General features: G+C 45.4%; 12 protein-coding genes. All 12 read right to left on the reverse strand.

The genetic code is table 11. The annotated features are described in order from the left end of the window. Positions 1-10: 10 nt before the first annotated feature. Positions 11-1,345, reverse strand: coding sequence for a hypothetical protein (locus tag QUB14_RS17445; protein WP_333218360.1), 1,335 nt, complete (start codon positions 1,343-1,345; stop codon positions 11-13). A 6-nt stretch (positions 1,346-1,351) separates the two neighbouring features. After that, entirely contained in the window at positions 1,352-2,677 is a 1,326-nt protein-coding gene (locus tag QUB14_RS17450; RefSeq protein WP_333218359.1) for a hypothetical protein, read from the reverse strand. Between the two features lie 13 nt (positions 2,678-2,690). Then, positions 2,691-3,923 (reverse strand): SGNH/GDSL hydrolase family protein, encoded by a 1,233-nt coding sequence (locus QUB14_RS17455; protein WP_333218358.1) that lies wholly within the window; start codon positions 3,921-3,923, stop codon positions 2,691-2,693. Positions 3,924-3,927: 4 nt separating this feature from the next. After that, positions 3,928-4,092 carry a DUF5989 family protein gene (locus QUB14_RS17460; protein WP_190657062.1) on the reverse strand — a complete coding sequence of 55 codons (165 nt, stop codon included), beginning with the start codon at positions 4,090-4,092 and terminating at the stop codon, positions 3,928-3,930. Then, positions 4,093-4,500 carry an SxtJ family membrane protein gene (locus QUB14_RS17465; protein ID WP_333218357.1) on the reverse strand — a complete coding sequence of 136 codons (408 nt, stop codon included), beginning with the start codon at positions 4,498-4,500 and terminating at the stop codon, positions 4,093-4,095. Between the two features lie 117 nt (positions 4,501-4,617). Further along, complete coding sequence (locus QUB14_RS17470) at positions 4,618-6,594, reverse strand: carbamoyltransferase (RefSeq protein WP_333218356.1); 1,977 nt, start codon at positions 6,592-6,594, stop codon at positions 4,618-4,620. A 169-nt stretch (positions 6,595-6,763) separates the two neighbouring features. Then, positions 6,764-7,249 carry a hypothetical protein gene (locus tag QUB14_RS17475; RefSeq protein ID WP_333218355.1) on the reverse strand — a complete coding sequence of 162 codons (486 nt, stop codon included), beginning with the start codon at positions 7,247-7,249 and terminating at the stop codon, positions 6,764-6,766. 161 nt (positions 7,250-7,410) lie between these two features. Further along, a complete protein-coding gene (locus QUB14_RS17480) occupies positions 7,411-8,331 on the reverse strand; it encodes an NAD(+) kinase (RefSeq protein WP_333218354.1) in 921 nt (306 codons plus the stop codon). Positions 8,332-8,753: 422 nt separating this feature from the next. Then, the gene (locus QUB14_RS17485) at positions 8,754-10,403 is read right to left on the reverse strand and encodes a hypothetical protein (protein WP_333218353.1); all 1,650 of its coding nucleotides are present in this window, start codon (positions 10,401-10,403) and stop codon (positions 8,754-8,756) included. A 41-nt stretch (positions 10,404-10,444) separates the two neighbouring features. After that, positions 10,445-11,128, reverse strand: a complete 684-nt coding sequence (locus QUB14_RS17490) for a DUF3226 domain-containing protein (RefSeq protein ID WP_333218352.1) — start codon at positions 11,126-11,128, stop codon at positions 10,445-10,447. Then, positions 11,128-12,237, reverse strand: a complete 1,110-nt coding sequence (locus QUB14_RS17495) for an AAA family ATPase (protein WP_333218351.1) — start codon at positions 12,235-12,237, stop codon at positions 11,128-11,130. Before QUB14_RS17495 ends, QUB14_RS17490 begins: the two co-directional genes overlap by 1 nt. A gap of 45 nt (positions 12,238-12,282) precedes the next feature. After that, positions 12,283-16,425: a cobaltochelatase subunit CobN gene (cobN, locus tag QUB14_RS17500; RefSeq protein WP_333218350.1), complete on the reverse strand. Its 4,143-nt coding sequence runs from the start codon at positions 16,423-16,425 to the stop codon at positions 12,283-12,285. Positions 16,426-16,604 lie beyond the last annotated feature (179 nt).

Raw genomic sequence — 16,604 nt, forward strand, 5'->3', positions numbered from 1 at the left:
TATTTCAGACCTACTTCTTTTTGCTTCTAGCCTCATCTTTCCGCAAAGATTCCAGAATAGAACGACCTACATAATTGCTGAAAACCACCTCTCCAGCTTGATTGTAGTGGCAGCAGCTATCTACATAAACAGCCTCTTTAGTCTTGTCAAAAACATTGACAGCATTCACTAGATTGATATTATTTTTTTCCAAATTCGGAAACTTTTTGAAAAGAGCCGGATATCCAATTTGTACAGATTTAGCATAAGGAGTCTCCTTGTTAAAAGCAATCTGCTTTTCTGCTTCACCAAACACCCTTTTGGTCTGATAATATTGATTAGGCTGAAGAACATGAAAATAAGGTACATTACTAGCCGACAGGACTTTGTGCATAAAAATTGAACTTTTTGCCCAATTCCGTGCCATTTCTTCAAAAGCTACTGAATCCTGTAAAACCGACTTATTAGTATTGATATAAATAACGCTGGCACTGTCATCTTTTTGTTGTTTAGTCCGTTCTTCTTCAAACTTAAGAACATCGGTTTTATAGTTATTTACTAGATGTTGAACGTAAACAGAAGTCAAAGCATTGCACGCAGCTAAAGAGCAGTTTTGCCAACTTGACAAAGCCTGATTAATCCTAGTTTTATTTTCTTGAATTCTGAGAGTTGCTTCCATAGCCTTAGTAGAAAGGCTATTATTTGCGAAGTTAGCCAGCGGCGAAATATGCTGAATGCTTGGCATCGCCAAAGCGACTTTATTTTTATTGTTTAAATTAGAAAGTGCTACTTCATTAAAACCATCTATATTGACGACCATATCTAATTCTTGACCTAAAGCCAAAAAGTAGTTTAAAATTAATAATTGCTGCGGCTGTTTGTAGCCTCCCGTCGCAAAAGACAAAATTACAAATTCTTTATCTTTTAAACCGGGCAACTGTTTGAGGTATTTAGGTAAAATTTGATTCTGAACTTGAAATATGGCATAATCGGAAGCCACAGAACCGCCAAAAACTCCGATAAAAAACTGATTATTTTTAGTTTTTTTAAAAGGGTAATCGTAAGGAGAAATAAACCCATAATTATTGACTTTAAAACCAGGTCTAAAATCAGCGCTGGGTTGTTGAATAAACCCAAAAAAAGGATGAAACCTTTCGACAATAGACTGATTCAGTCGCACTCCTTCTAAATTAATTCCTAAAGCCGACTTATCTTGCGTCTTTTCTCTAGTATAGAAAAATTGCTTGTGCTTGACAAAATACCATCCCAAGGAACCAAGTTCCAGAAAAACAAGTAAAAGCGCTAAGTTAATTAAAGCAATTTTTAGAAATTCTTGTCCTTTTTTGAGGACTTTTAAATCTTTCATAAACCTCTATTTCGACTCCCTGACTACTTTAATAATAGAACTAGAAATATAATTTGCCAATACTTCTTCTCCCACTGAATTATAGTGGCAGCAGGCATCTTTGTAAACCGTGTCTTTTGTATTGTCTAAAATATTCACTGCGCTAAAAACATTAACCCCAGCTTTTTGCAAATCATCCACTTTGGACAACAATACCGGATAACCTTTTTTTACCCCTTCAATGTAAGGACTCTCTTTGTTAAGCGCGATTTCGTTTTCCTTGGCGGTAAAGGCTCGCTTAGTGGGATAATACTGGTTGGGCTGGATAAAGTGAAAATACTTAATCTTTCTACTTGATAAAATTTGATTCATCCCGATCGACGATTGGTACCACATCGATGCCATTTTGTCAAAAGCAGCGGCATCCTCGAAAACAGAGTCAGCTTTGGGAATGTACACTATACTGCTATTTGCCGTGTCTGAGTTGGATTGTTTGACTTGCGTATCGTACTTGACAACTGCTTGCTGGTAATTGTTGATTAATTGTTTCACCTGTAGCGAGGTAACAGCGTGACACAAAGCAAGCTGACAAGTTTGCAATTTGTCAATACCTGCTTTCAACTGTTTTTTGTTTTCGTTAATTTGTACTATCGAACTCATCGCTTCCGGTGACAAGTTGTTGTTGGCTAAACCCGTCAGAGGCTGTATGTGCTGAACGCTGGGCATTCCTATTTCTACTTGAGATTTGTTGTTTAAATTTGACAGTGCTACTTCGTTAAAACCGTCAATATTGATGACTAAATCTAATTCTTGACCCAAAGCCAGAAAGTAATTTAAAATTAATAATTGTTGGGGCTGTTTGTAGCCACCATTGCCAAAATTTAAAACAATAATTTCCTTGTTTGCAAATTCTGGATAAGTCTTCAATTTGTTAGACAATCTGCGATTTACGTATTCATTAACGGCAAAATTATTCGCAACTGAGCCCCCATAAACTCCGATAATAACTTGATTTTTATTGGTTTTAACAAACGGATATTCGTAGAGGGAAAAAAAGCCGTGTTTGTTGACTTTTAACTTTAATTTTTCATTGGTAAAAGCACCTTGTTTGAGTACGTAGCCAAAAAACGGGTGCAGTCTTTCTACGATAGATTCATCTACTCTAATTCCGAGCCGTTCAATATCTTCTACTACTTGTTCTTTGGCTTTAGTTCGGGTATAAAAAAACTGCTTTTGGTTGATAAAATAAAAAGCTAGCGACAAAGCTTCCAGACAAATAAAGGCGATCGCCAAATTAACCGCTATTATAATTAATATATTTTTGCTTTTTTCGAGTACCGTTGAATCTTTCATGAAATTTGACGGCTTACGGTTGTTTTTTGGGGACTTGAGACTGCTTCAAATTTTCGCACAAATTTCTGTTAATCAAGATACTAGCCAGCCGATGCCCTAGTTCATTCCAGTGACCCCCACAGGGTACAGAATTCTCAAAACCGTGGGCGCAGACTTGATATTTTTCCGTGTAACCTTGGATCTGTTCGGATAAATTCAGTACCCGAAAACCCTCGCGCGCGCCCAATTTTGCCAGCCGCCTATCGGGATAAAACAAATCCTGAATGTTGTTCTTTCTCATAAAATTTTTTCGCCTCTCGGCCTCCGGCCTAACTTGCATCGGATCGCCGATCGTCACAACCAAGAAATCAGCATTTTTCTGCACGACTTCATTCCGCATCGTCACAATCAAACCCTCTGTCACCCTCCAAGCCTCTTGCCAAGCTGCATCCTGAGGTTCCTTGAGGTTTTGGGTACTTAAAGTGGTAAAGTGTGCCGATAACTCCCGCTTTTTCCGCTCTAAGTCTACTTTTTTAATGACCTGCAAAATGCGCGAATTGTTGACGAGCAAACTGGGCATCCGGTCAACGAAAGAAACTGCTCTTTCGTTGCGGTCGATCGGCGCCAGATTGCGAAAAGACATATCCGGTACTAACTTGCCGCTAGCATCATAAGCAAAAAATGGTCGGTAGCGATCGTATTCCAATTGCGGCGAATTGTTAATTATATCATTGCCAATAAAAAAGGCAAGTATTACAATATCAGGATTGTAATCCCACACTTTTTTTCGCAGCATTATCAATTGTTGAGCAGTACCGTAGCCCTGCACCCCGAAATTCATGACCTCAACATTTTTGCGTCCCTTAACAGCTTCGCAGTTGCCTAACTTTCGTTCCAATTTCGACCAGAAAGTTTGTTCGACAGGTACCTGAATAGCTTCGGTGAAAGAATCGCCCAAAACCGCCACGCGCAAAGTATTTGGAGGTTTCGCTTTTGTATGTTCACGATCGCGCAAACCCTCGCTATTCACCTGCACAACACTCGCACCTTCCCCATTCCACTCCCCCGACGTACCCGGTTTCAGCTTCCAGCCCAAATTCGGATCGGAAGTGTGGAAACGAGTTGGCGCCGAGTCTACGAAATCTCCTATTTTTGGATAGCCCTCAACTCTAGCAACTCGCAACCCAACTTCACCAATTACCACCCCCATCAATAAACCGCCGAGTGTCAAACCCAAATTGACACCCAAATTTTTCAACTTGCTCATTCTTTCAAAACAGGGTGTAAATAAACGGAGCAATCACAGAACCCTGACTCAATACAATCAAAGCTCCCAAAAAGACTAAAGTCACAATTAACGGCAACAGCCAATATTTTTGGCGTTCTTTCATAAACGCCCACAAATCTTTGAGAAAATCTAAAGTTGCTTCAAACACTTAAAAAGGACGCTCCATACTAACTTTTGTTCTTGTTTTACTTGGGATGCGGTAAGTATCCATTTTGGGATTGAGTTTTCGTCGCATCGCATCTTCGCCGAAAATGTTTTTGATCACTCCCATCGGCCAAATTATCAGGTAAAAAACAATCCCTAGGACGATCGGCGTTTCGATTTTGTTAAGAATAAGTCCAAAGTGCATCCACGCGTGATAAACGGGATTCAGCGATTTCGGCGCAACCAATGCTAGCAGCACTAGCACTCCGCAGACTGCCCAAGGCCACCAAGGTAGAGAATGCCGCCGCAGTAAAGGTACTGCTAAACCGAACAGCACTGCAATTAAGCCGCCAATTAGCAGCCCGAAATCGCGCAAGCCCTTTTTATCGAGTTTTTTAATTTCGTCGCTCATGGGGAAGAAGGAAGAGGGAAGAAGGAAGAGGGAAGAAGGAAGAGGGAAGAGGGAAGAAGGAAGAATGACAATTGCCAACTAACAACTCACAACTGCCCACTGCCAACTGACTAATGACTAATCTAGTTCAAATTCATTTTTCCAAGCATCATCTTGTTTCCAAGGAATTTGTTCTGACTTGGGAAGCAAGTAATTTTCCAAAACTAGATAGTCCATTTCGGTTCGCATGAAACAGCGGTAAGCATCCTCTGGAGTGCAAACAATCGGTTCGCCTCGGACGTTGAAAGAAGTATTTACCACAATAGAACAGCCCGATCGCTTTTCAAAATGGCTGATTAAGTCATAGTAGCGAGGATTGGTTTCTTTGTGAACAGTTTGGATGCGAGCCGAGTAATCGACGTGGGTGACAGCCGGAATCTCCGATCGCGGAATGTTGAGCTTTTCAATGCCAAACAACTGCTCTTGTTCGGGAGTCATCGGAATACGGAGACTGGCTTTGACAGGTGCTACTAATAGCATATAAGGGCTAGAATGGTCAATCTCGAAATAATCCGCAACTCGCTCAGCTAAGATTGACGGAGCAAAAGGTCGAAATGATTCCCGATATTTAATTTTCAGGTTCATCACGGACTGCATTTTAGCACTGCGGGGATCGCCAATGATCGATCGACCGCCCAGAGCCCGCGGCCCAAATTCCATCCGCCCTTGGAACCATCCCACCACATTTCCCTGTTCCAAAATCTCAGCCAACTGCGGCATTAATTCGGCATCGTCCAATCGGTGGTAGCTGGCTTTGACAGCATCCAAATATTCGAGAATTTCTGCGTCAGTAAACCTCGGGCCCAAATAAGAGCCGCGCATTTGATCGTGACAAGTTAAATGAGCAACTGATTTCGCCACAGTTGCCACCGCTTGATTTGTAGTGACAACGGAAGTCCTCTCCTCAACCGCTGCGTTTGTAGTGACAAGTTCAGTCTTGAGGGATTCTATACTATTTGCTGTCGAGTTGGCGCTCACAGTGCGAGTTTGTTCGCAATACTGGTACCAAATCGCCAAAGCCGCGCCCAAAGCACCGCCAGCATCTCCCGCCGCCGGCTGAATCCAAATATCTTTGAAAATACCTTCCCGCAATAGTCTACCGTTAGCAACGCAGTTGAGAGCAACGCCGCCGGCAAGACAAAGATAATCGACATTCAATTCTTTTTTAACTGTTCTGCAAAGCCGCAAAACAACTTCTTCGGTAACAACTTGAATGGAAGCTGCAATGTCCATTTCTCGCTGAGTCAATTTTCCTTCAGCTTGACGCGGCGGCCCTTCAAACAGTTCGTCAAACTTCTTGTTTGTCATGGTTAAGCCAACTGTATAGTTGAAATAATCCATGTTCAAACGGAAAGTTCCGTCATCTTTGAGGTCGATTAAATAGTTGAGAATTTTGTCTACATACTTGGGTTCGCCGTAAGGTGCTAAACCCATGAGTTTGTATTCGCCAGAGTTGACTTTGAAGCCGGTGTAATAGGTGAAAGCTGAATAAAGCAAACCCAAGGAGTGGGGAAAATCAATTTCCCACTGAGGTGTAAGTTCGTTCCCGTCTCCCAACCAAACTGAGGTTGTTGCCCACTCGCCCACGCCGTCGAGGCACAAAACGGCTGCTTTTTGAAACGGGCTGGGAAAAAATGCCGATGCTGCGTGCGATTGGTGGTGTTCGGTAAATAGCAGAGATGGCAGTTTATTCGTTTTGCAGTTTGCCATTTCTGCAAGCTCTCTTTTGAGCATGGTTTTGAGGTAAAGCTTTTCTTTGAGCCATATCGGCATGGCTGTTAGGAAAGAGCGAAAACCTTGGGGGGCGTAGGCTAAATAGGTTTCGAGAAGGCGCTCGAATTTGACTAAAGGTTTGTCGTAAAAGACTATGTGATCGAGTTCCCGCAAATCTATTTTCGCTTCTTTCAAGCAATAAGCGATCGCATTCTTGGGAAATCTGGCGTCGTGCTTTTTGCGGGAAAATCTTTCTTCCTGCGCTGCGGCTATAATTTCTCCATCGCGAATTAAGGCTGCGGCGCTGTCGTGATAGTACGCCGAGATTCCAAGTATGTTCATTCGTCTCCTCACAAATCGCAATGCGTTTGTATCTGACTATTTAGAATAGCTATCGATTATAGCTGCTTAAGTGCGGATTTGGGCGAGTGTTTTGCGATCGCCTCTAATTTTACCTGGATCGATGTCGGTGACCCGCCGGAGGGCGATCGGCTGTTAGAGAGCATTTAAGCTAGCGCCGGCTAATCCTGCGCCCCCAAGCTCTGAAGTAAGTCACCACCGGGAATTGATAAAATTCACCTACCAACCACAGCACAATGCCTAAATGCGACAAAAAAGCTAAGCCTGTCCAAGCTACGGGCAGCCAGGACAACCGGCTGCCGGGAACCGGGGGAAAATAGTAAGCTGAAAGTCCCAGCAAGGTAGTGGGAAGGAAAATTAGACCAAGAGCCGCTGCAAAGTAGGGCCATCCGAATTCTACGCCTTCGAGGTGGGCTCCTATCCACTGTTTGCCGTTCCAGTGCCAAGTTACGGGCGGTTGGCGATCGGCCATTTGGAGCGATTGTCTTTCAACGCTTGCGGTATAAATGTGCTGGCAGAAGTTGCAAGCTAGGGCGTCCATCAGCGCTAGGGTGGAAATTTGACCGGTGCGGCACACGGGACAGGGATATGTATCTTGAGGGTTGAAAGGTCGGGTTGATTTTTTGGAAATCTGCATGGATCAGGCTGTTTGTCAAGATATTGAGCGATCTTAACAAAGTACAGAGATTATGGGTTGGCTGAGGGCGGTTTTTGTATCTAGATTGTTGGTGATTTAACAGGTTTTTTCACGCTTACGTGTCCTAGGGGTTAATGCAGTTTCATGGTGGATGATTCGGATTAATTGCGGTGATTGTTGCTGTAGCGAATTCTGGCTCCTGCCCAGTGAAGTTTTTCCCTCAAAGTGTTGTAATAAGAATAGTTTTTCCGCAAAATGATAAACTTGGCTTCGCAGTCTGCCCTCCGCACGTCTACGCGCTGTCCTGGCCAAATTGCAGTACCCAAAATGCCGTCTGTCCAGAGTTTGGTACTGAGTTCGTAATCTGCTAAAGGCCAAATGCTGACGACTGAACCGGGCGGGAGTACGATCGCCCGACTGGATAAACTCAAAGGGCAAATCGGAGTAACTGCGATCGCATCCATTCCCGAGTGCATAATCGGCCCGTTGGCAGATGCGGTGTAGCAAGTCGAACCGGTGGGAGTTGCCACAATTAAACCGTCGCCTTGATACTGATCGACTACTTCGCCGTCAACTTCCATTTCTAGAATACAGCTCGGCATTCGATCGGCTGAAGCAGGTTTGACACACATTTCATTTAGTGCCAAAAATCGATCGCTTTGGGGTTCGAGATTGCTTCTGTTTCCCTCAAAAACTGTTGCCTGCAACATCATCCGCTTCTGCACAGCATACCTATCTTCCGAAAGTCTGTCCCAAATCTCCTCAGTATTTTGGAAATCCTCAAAAGACTCGGTTAAAAACCCCAGATGTCCCCCCACATTCGCTGCCAAAATCGGGATGCCGTCAGCCGCCAAATTCCGCGCGGCAGCTAGGGCCGTACCGTCGCCCCCCAGCACTACCGCTAAATCAATAGGGCTGTTACTAGAAGCTAAAAACACCGGATACGGGTTATCTTTCGCGCCGCTGGGCCCCATTAAAACGTGACACCCGCGACTTTCTAATTGGCGGGCACACTGTTCTGCCCAACGCTGGCTGAGGGTATCTCTGGCTTTGTGGGCGATAATTACTTGTTTTAGTTGCACAACCTATCGATTTTAGATTTTAGATTTTGGATTTTAGATGATTAGATTTTAGACTGAATTGCCGCGAGCGGGACGATCGCAGTGCACATCGATTTTAGATTTTAGATGATGAGATTTTAGACTGAAGTGCCGCGACCGGGACGATCGCACTGTACTCGGAAAAATATTATTCCGATCCGCAGGGCATCTCCCCTCGGAGACTCTGCCTCTGGTTTATAGCAATTCCAAAAAGTAATCCAATTTTTGGCAAGCTGCAAACCCTTATCTCGTATCAATTCCGGTTATATCGGAATGATTAAACCGCAGAGGACGCAGAGGATACAGAGGAAGGGAAGAGAGATGAATAATTCCCATGAAGGGCAGATTTGATATCATCTGTCATTCCCAATTCTTTAATCGAAAATCGAAAATCGAAAATGGTATTATCCCTCGCTGCGGCTGGATTTGGGCCGCGGCCAGATAATGCTGGAATCGGCCGCGAGCAGGCGAGAAACTGCGATCGCCCCAAAGCGGTTGAGGTGGCTGGGGTCAAAAAAATAGTCGTTACGGCCCGGCCAGCGCTGCGACAAGTCGCGGAAAGCGAAGCCTTTTTGCCGCGAGAGTTGCTGCATTCGCTGCCGGAACTGCTGTTCTGCCCACAGGCGAGTTCCGTCTAAGTAGTCGTTGGTGAGGGGCAAATTAACGAAAATTAGGGGAATTTTGCGAGCTTTGGTAAATGCTACAACTGAATTAAAGGCTGTTGCTTGTTTGCCTCCGAGGTTGAAGTTTTCGTAGTCGCGATCGTACTGGCCTGAAACGTAAGCGCGTTCTCGATAATAAGTGTTGGGGTTGTAAGTGCCCGATATAGCCATGAATCCGTTAGAGTCGATCGAATCTGCCAATTGGTTGAGTTGTCTCATGGCTACTGTTGTGCGTCGCGAGACTGGAATCAATTGTGCTTTTTGGGTTGCTGCATTCGCTGCGAGCGGTTTTAACTCATATCTTGCAGCATTCTCAGCAACGGGCAAGATACCGGTTCCACTAGACAGGAATTTGATTGTGGGGTGGGTGTCAGCAACGGGCAAGATGCCGGTTCCACTAGACAGGAATTTGATTGTGGGGTGGGCATCTTGTCCGCCCCTGAAAGGTCGATCGACAGATGCCAATGCTTTGCGGAAAGTGTTGTTAGCGCAGGGCTGCGGGAATCTGTAACACAGCGGAATCTCGTTGGGTTCATCCGACGGCAGTTCGGGGCGAATGCCTGCTGCTAAAAGTTGGCTGCCTTCAGAATCGACGATCGAATTAAAAGTGCGATCGTCCCGGCCGCTGTTAAATCCGCGCACACCATCCGCCCAGACAATCATTTGAGGCAAATGACCCGGCTTCAAAAGCCGCCGCAGTTGAAAGTCAACTACTTGTGCAGTTGCGCCGTTGACTGAAAAGTTAAATACTTTTAAGCCGGGACGGCCCCTTTGGGCCAAAGATTGTTTTAGCTGTTTGGGATCGACGCCCTGCAATGCCCGGGAACTGCCGACAATCAAAACATCTGGCGGGCCGACCGCAGCAACGTAGGATAGGTAAAGTTCTAGTTGTTCGTTTAGCAAATCGCTGCTGAAGCTGACTGTACTGGCTTGCGATCTGGTTGCGCTCGCTTGCTGCTGGGAATAAACCAGGTTTCTCATGTACTCGATTACTTTTTTCTCCGCAAACGCCCGTCTGGGACTGCCGGCGGGAACCGCTTGCATCCAGGCGACGGCCTGTACCCACAGGGCGGCTACTTTGTCCCACTCTTGTTTTGAATTGGCTGATTGAGCCAAATTAGAAGCTTGGGTGGCAAAGTTAACTGCCTCGGTGAAGCCATCGTTTTGAGGGCATGAAGAAACGCTGACGGATTTTTTGGATTTGTTGGGGTTTCGGGCTAACAGAGACGTTGGGGACTGCGCTAAGACTGCGGATTCGATCGAACCCGATGGCGCTGCGGTGTTGGGCGGCTTCGTTGACGAACATCCCAAAGTTAAGGCTAGCAAGGCGGTTGCGGCGCAGGTACGTTTTAAGATGCTGGTGCTGATGCTAGCAATGTAGCGGCGAATCATAAAGCTTTCAGCGAGCGCGAAATATTACTAGATCTTACTAATTATCCGGCGGATCGAGCAGTTAGCTCAAACAGATGTTTTAACCATTCAATAAAAATTAAGGCGATCGGGGAATCGCAGCTAAGCACCTGCGCTGTTATTGCTTGTCCCATCGGCATTGCAGGCGTTTTCTGCCATGCCAGCCAAGTGTGGATTAGCGCTTTGGGATGATGAATTAAAGTGTAGCGGTGAAGTCCGGCTTGTTCGAGCTCTTGTAAAATTGCTTCGGCTTTCGGATGCAGGGTGTCGCCAGGGGGGATGAGATAGGCGACAAAATCTTCTAACATTCCAGGAAGTTGATTGTTTGGCATCAACCAAACTCCGACGCGAGGCAAGTATGGATCTGAAGGTGTGCAAACCCAGCCTTCGGGAGGGGGAGATTGGGGGATGTCTCGATAGCCGATCGAACTCAGTTTATGTTTAAGAGATTGCCACCGCCCACTTAAATTGCGATCGGCATCAACCACAATTCCCAACGTGCGTAAATTCTCTGCTTTCAATCTTTCGGGCAAGCCATTTAGCAGCGCTTCAATTCCTTCTGTACCGTCTTCTTGCGGCACTTCGACGGAAAATGTTTCTGGCAGTTGATATTGCTGGCACAAAGCCCAGATGACGTGTCGGTCATTCTTACCTTCTACCAATAACTGTTGAGGTTTTGGTTGAGGAGGTTTTCGTGCTTTTGGCATCAGCGCACCTCGATACTTTGGCGCACTGCAACGGACAATTCATCGGGAGTGTATTCAACTGCACGAATATCCTCGCCGCGCCGGCTCAAGCGAAATAATTTGCCAACAGAACTATCTTCTGACTGTTCTAAGGCTTCTTGAAATGCGGCTATGCAGTCCCAACTGTGGGTAGTTGCAAAGACTTGAACGTTCAATCGCTGTGCTGTTTCAAATATCAATCGCCACATATCAGTTTGCGTTTGATAGTAAAGACCTGTATCAATTTCATCAACCCACAAAAACCCATTCTCTGATGATACGGCTGCCATTGCTATACTAAGAATTCGTCCCATACCATCTCCCATACTGCCAAGAGGAATTGGGTGATTTTGTCCTCTAATTTTAATCAAAATACCGCTATCAGTAGTGGGATTGCTGGTAAAACTGATACGTTCTACATCGGGTTCTAAGATTTGCAGCGCTGCTACTACGCTTTCTTCTTTTGGTGTCAGTGTAATAGCATCCCAAAACACAGCCATATCGTTAAAAGCTATCGCAGTAGTTTTGAGTAAATTAAAATTATCTTGACTGGAACCGACAAGCGATAAATAGTTATTATTTCTCTCGGTCAATTTAGAAGAAACTAAATCAGCAATAGAACCATCGCGCAGCAGTGAAATTTTGACTGTGGCATTGTGATTGTAGCAAACAATTAACTCTCCTGACAAAAAACTTGTTTCAAGTTCTTCAGCTACCGGAATTAATACCTGTTGGTTTGTAGGGTTTGCTTGTATTTTGAATGAGAGTAGTTCTTCTTTCTGAGATTGAATGTAAATGCTTAGATCTGGAGTTAGTTGATGTCCGTAAAAAATATGTTCAAATTGATACTTGCTGCGGTTTACTGCTTGACCAGAAGCAAGTTGAGTCTGTATCTTGCTCTGTTCCCCGCGGCTACTTAGCACATCAAATACAGCTTGAATATTCTGTTGGTGTACTAATAAATAAATGGCTTCCAAAAAAGTAGTTTTACCGCTATTGTTCTGACCGACTATCAGATTAACTCTAGCTAGCTTGTCTATATGAAAATCTTTAAAACAGCGATAATTTTGGATGGTGAGATCGCGCAACATGGATTCCTCGCATATTAACTATATTCTATCATTTCTCCGTTCAGACTAGAAACCAGTATGGGATTCGATGACTGCTTCGGCTTCAAGGGCGATCGACCTCAATTTATCCAATGTATCCTGGTTCGCACTCTGCCATAACCCCCGCTGACGAGCTTCTAGCAATCTTTCCGCCATATCTCGCAGTGCCCAAGGATTGTTTTCTTGAATAAATGTCTGCACTTTCTCATCAAAAATGTAAGCCTCTGCGATTCCTTCATACATAAAATCCTCTACACAATTTGCCGTAGCATCGTAAGCAAACAAAAAATCAACAGTTGCTGCAATTTCAAAAGCACCTTTGTAACCGTGTCGCATGGCACCTTCTATCCATTTGGGATTCACAGCCCTACTGCGATAAACCCGCGCAATTTCCTCCCGCAGTTGCCGCACTTTCGGATTTTCTGGAATTGAATTGTCTCCGAAATAGGTTTCAGGATTTTTGCCTTGCAAATTGCGAATTGCGGCAGTCATTCCGCCTTGGAATTGATAATAATCATCCGAGTCGAGGATGTCGTGTTCGCGGTTGTCTTGGTTTTGCAGAACTATTTGCATTTGGCCGAGGCGTTTTTCAAATGCTTCGGGTGCAGAACATCCCCATTCACCCCCCCTAACCCCCCCTTGTAAAGGGGGGGGACAAGAGTTGGAATTAGCCCCGCCTTGGTAAGGGGGGGTTGGGGGGGTATTCTCTGGTTGTAAAAGAGAGGAATTAGATTTAGCCCCCCCTTGATAAGGGGGGGTTGGGGGGGTACTTGTATAGGCGTAACTGCTCCAATTAATGTAAGCTTTTGCTAAATCGCTGTCGTCTGTCCAGTTTTGAGCTTCAATGATGCCTTGAAGTCCTGCGCCGTAAGCACCCGGTTTTGAGCCAAAGACTCGAAATTGCGATCGCCCTTGCGCCTCTTCCTGACTCAAACCTGTAGATTCCCAATACAAAATCTCTTCCTTAACTTGGGCTGCTAAAGGATTGTTTTCTGCCGATTCCTCTAAATCTGCCACAGCTTTTACCGCACTGTCAAACAAATCAATTAAATTAAAAAAAGCATCGCGGAAAAAGCCAGAAATTCGCAAAGTAACATCAACGCGCGGCCGCCCCAAAACAGAAACTGGCAAGATTTCAAAATCTACAACCCGGCGCGAAGGGCCATCCCAAACTGGTTGAACTCCTATCAGCGCCAAGGCTTCGGCGATGTCGTCTCCCCCCGTCCGCATAGTGGATGTTCCCCACACTGACAAACCCAAAGTTTTCGGATATTCGCCGTTTTCTTGGGTGTATCTTTCGATTAAAGTTTCAGCAGCAACTCTGCCAACTCTCCAGGCGGTTTCTGTGGGAATGGCGCGGATATCTACTGAGTAAAAATTGCGACCGGTGGGCAATACATCTGGTCTGCCGCGAGTGGGCGCGCCGGATGCGCCGCTTGGTATGTGCCGCCCATCTAGTCCGCGCAAAAGGTTGGTAATTTCTTGGTTTGTTTGGAGGAGTGAAGGTAAAAGATAGTTATTTATCCAGTCTAATTCGTGTTTGGTTGCTTCTCCTGTTTGGGAATTTATAACCGCAGATGAACGCGGATTAATGCGGATGTTTTCGATTAAATTATCTACTAATTCAGCGGCTTTTTCTTCGAGTTCGGCTGTTAAATCGCCTGCTGTGCGGTGCTGAATTATCGACGTTGGATCGCAGGTTAAGGGGTCGAAATCGTAGCCTGAGTCTTCTGCTAGGGCGCGGGTTATGCCCGATCGCCCGTTGGTGGGATGGCGGGCGATCGCAATTATCAAATCTCTCAACTGTCTACCTTCGGGACACTGACCGAAAATGTGCAATCCGTCGCGGATTTGGGATTCTTTGAGTTCGCAAAGATACCCGTCTGTACGAGTGATAAATTCTGTAAATTCCGATTTATTTAGTTGTATTCCTAAGTCTTTATCTAAGTTTTCTTTGTTGGTGAGGGCGAGAATGCGATCGCGAATCATGGGCAATCTGGACGGATCTAAACTTTGGGCTTCGCAATACTCGTCGATTAAGGTTTCCAACTGCTGCAGAGGCCCGTAGAGTTCGGCGCGAGTCATCGGCGGTGTCAGGTGGTCGATTATCACGGCTTGCGATCGTCTTTTTGCTTGGGAACCTTCCCCCGGATCGTTGACAATGAAGGGATAAAAATTCGGCATTGCGCCTAATGCTACTTCTGGATAACATTTGTTAGACAATGCTATACTTTTACCGGGAAGCCATTCTAAATTGCCGTGTTTTCCGGCATGAATTATAGCGTCAATTCCCAACTTTTCTCGCAGCCAATAATAGTAAGCTAGATAATTGTGAGTTGGTTCTAAGTCTGGTGCGTGATAATTTAATGCGGGGTCAAGTTCGTATCCCCGCGATGGTTGAATTCCTACAAATACATTACCGAACTGAATTCCCGGAATCGGAAAAGACGTATTGTTACTTATAAAATCTTGTGCATAGCTTCCCGGAAGCCCCCATCTTTTACAAATTCCCTCCTGTACTTCCTGTGGCAAACTAGCAAAATATTCTTTATATTCTGCCAAATCCAAAGATTGATGAACAGGCCGCAATTCGCGTCCTTCCGGGTCATTTGTCACACCAGAAGTCAGGAGTTCAATTAACTCGTTGCCGCTAGCGGGGATGTTTTCAATTTGATAGCCAGCTTGCTGCATAGCTTTGAGGATTTCGACACAGCTAGCGGGCGTATCTAAGCCGACACCGTTGGCTAAGCGGGCGTTGCGGGTAGGGTAATTTGCTAAAATTAGGGCGATGCGTCTGTTGGCGGCTGGGGTTTGTTTCATCTTCACCCAATTCGCGGTTAAATCTGCTACAAATGAAATGCGATCGCCCGCTGCTACATAGCCTACTACATCTGTTTCTAATTCGCTGTTCCAAGTCTGTACGGCTTTAAAAGAAACAGCCCTAGTAATGATTTTTCCGTCTACTTCCGGCAATGCTACATTCATCGCCACATCGCGGGGCGAAAGTCCCTGAAGTTCCGTTTCCCACTGTTCCAAACCGCCACCGCTGAAGATTGCTTGCAATACGGGAACGTCTAAGGATTTTAAGCTGTTTTGTGCCGGTTCTTGACTGCTGAAACCCGAGACTGCAAAACTTGTGGTGTTGAGCAATAATTGAATGGGTTCTGATTCTTTGGGCTGGAAATATTCCAGCAATTCTATTTGCAAATCCGGTTCCCGCAGAGACGACACAAAGACGGGAACCGGTACTAAGTTTCGCTCTGCTAGAGCTTGACAAAGTGCATCAATTGGTGCTAAGTTTCCTGATAAGTAATGAGCACGATAAAATAAAATTCCGACCGTAGGGGCGGTGCCCCCGTGCCCGCCCTCGCCGTCCCCTTTAGGGCGTGTTTCCAAACCCGGCTCTCCCCCCCAGCCCCCCTTCTTAAGGGGGGAGCAAGAAGTGTCACCCTTAGTAAGGAGGGAGTCTTCTTTAGGGTGTGTGTTTAAACCCGGATCTCCCCCCCAGCCCCCCTTAATAAGGGGGGAGCAAGAAGTTGTCAAAGTCCCCCTTCTTAAGGGGGATTTAGGGGGATCAGAATCTGGTTGTAAAGTTGCAAAACACGCCCCCGCTTCTCCGCCCCATTCATAAATTCCGACGCGGGAAACTGTTTGAGGTAGAGGCGGATTATAAGCAGTTTTCAAGCAAGTATCGGCGGCAAATTTTAGTGCATTAACAAAGTTTTGGACTCCACCTTCTGTGAAATAGCGCCAAAGTTGATTGACTGCTGACAGCGATACATTGGAATGGCTGATTAAATCGGGATCGGGACTGTCTTCTCCCGGCATTACAATCAGTGAGGCGTTAGTTTTTTGCACAGTTTCTCGCAGGATTTCTAACCCGTAAGACCAATAAGAACGCCCTCCTAACAGTCTTAAGATTATGACCTCTGCACGTTCTAAAACTTCCTCGGCATAAGTATCAATGGTTAGTTGTTGCTGCAATTGAAGCAGGTTTACTGCGCGCACTTTGGGGAATGCTGCCGGCATTTTGGATGCGGCGGCTGCGAGAGTTTGAATGTCGGTGTCAGCAGCACTAATAAATACTATTGGTGCTGGGGTTTGCTGAATAAAAATTACTCCTTCTGCTTGAGGGTTCCAACCTCCGGGTGTGGCGGCTATTTTGTGCATTAATTTTTTTTATCTTAATAAATAGTGAGAAAAAGTGCGATCGCCTTGAGTATAACATGACTTATACATCAATAGAGGCGCGGGCTTGTTTCCCACCCAGACATCCCCGCCCAACCGAGAGAGGGCGAGCACGGGGGCACCGCCCCTACATTCGGCGAGAGAACGAGCGTCAAAGTCCC

Source organism: Microcoleus sp. B3-D2 (assembly GCF_036705345.1).
Classification (GTDB): Bacteria; Cyanobacteriota; Cyanobacteriia; order Cyanobacteriales; family Microcoleaceae; genus Microcoleus.

Coding starts and splice junctions, on each gene's coding strand:
- QUB14_RS17445 (WP_333218360.1), bottom strand. CDS start 1,345: ATGAAAGATTTAAAAGTCCTCAAAAAAGGACAAGAATTTCTAAAAATT.
- QUB14_RS17450 (WP_333218359.1), bottom strand. CDS start 2,677: ATGAAAGATTCAACGGTACTCGAAAAAAGCAAAAATATATTAATTATA.
- QUB14_RS17455 (WP_333218358.1), bottom strand. CDS start 3,923: ATGAGCAAGTTGAAAAATTTGGGTGTCAATTTGGGTTTGACACTCGGC.
- QUB14_RS17465 (WP_333218357.1), bottom strand. CDS start 4,500: ATGAGCGACGAAATTAAAAAACTCGATAAAAAGGGCTTGCGCGATTTC.
- QUB14_RS17470 (WP_333218356.1), bottom strand. CDS start 6,594: ATGAACATACTTGGAATCTCGGCGTACTATCACGACAGCGCCGCAGCC.
- QUB14_RS17475 (WP_333218355.1), bottom strand. CDS start 7,249: ATGCAGATTTCCAAAAAATCAACCCGACCTTTCAACCCTCAAGATACA.
- QUB14_RS17485 (WP_333218353.1), bottom strand. CDS start 10,403: ATGATTCGCCGCTACATTGCTAGCATCAGCACCAGCATCTTAAAACGT.
- QUB14_RS17490 (WP_333218352.1), bottom strand. CDS start 11,128: ATGCCAAAAGCACGAAAACCTCCTCAACCAAAACCTCAACAGTTATTG.
- QUB14_RS17495 (WP_333218351.1), bottom strand. CDS start 12,237: ATGTTGCGCGATCTCACCATCCAAAATTATCGCTGTTTTAAAGATTTT.
- cobN (WP_333218350.1), bottom strand. CDS start 16,425: ATGCACAAAATAGCCGCCACACCCGGAGGTTGGAACCCTCAAGCAGAA.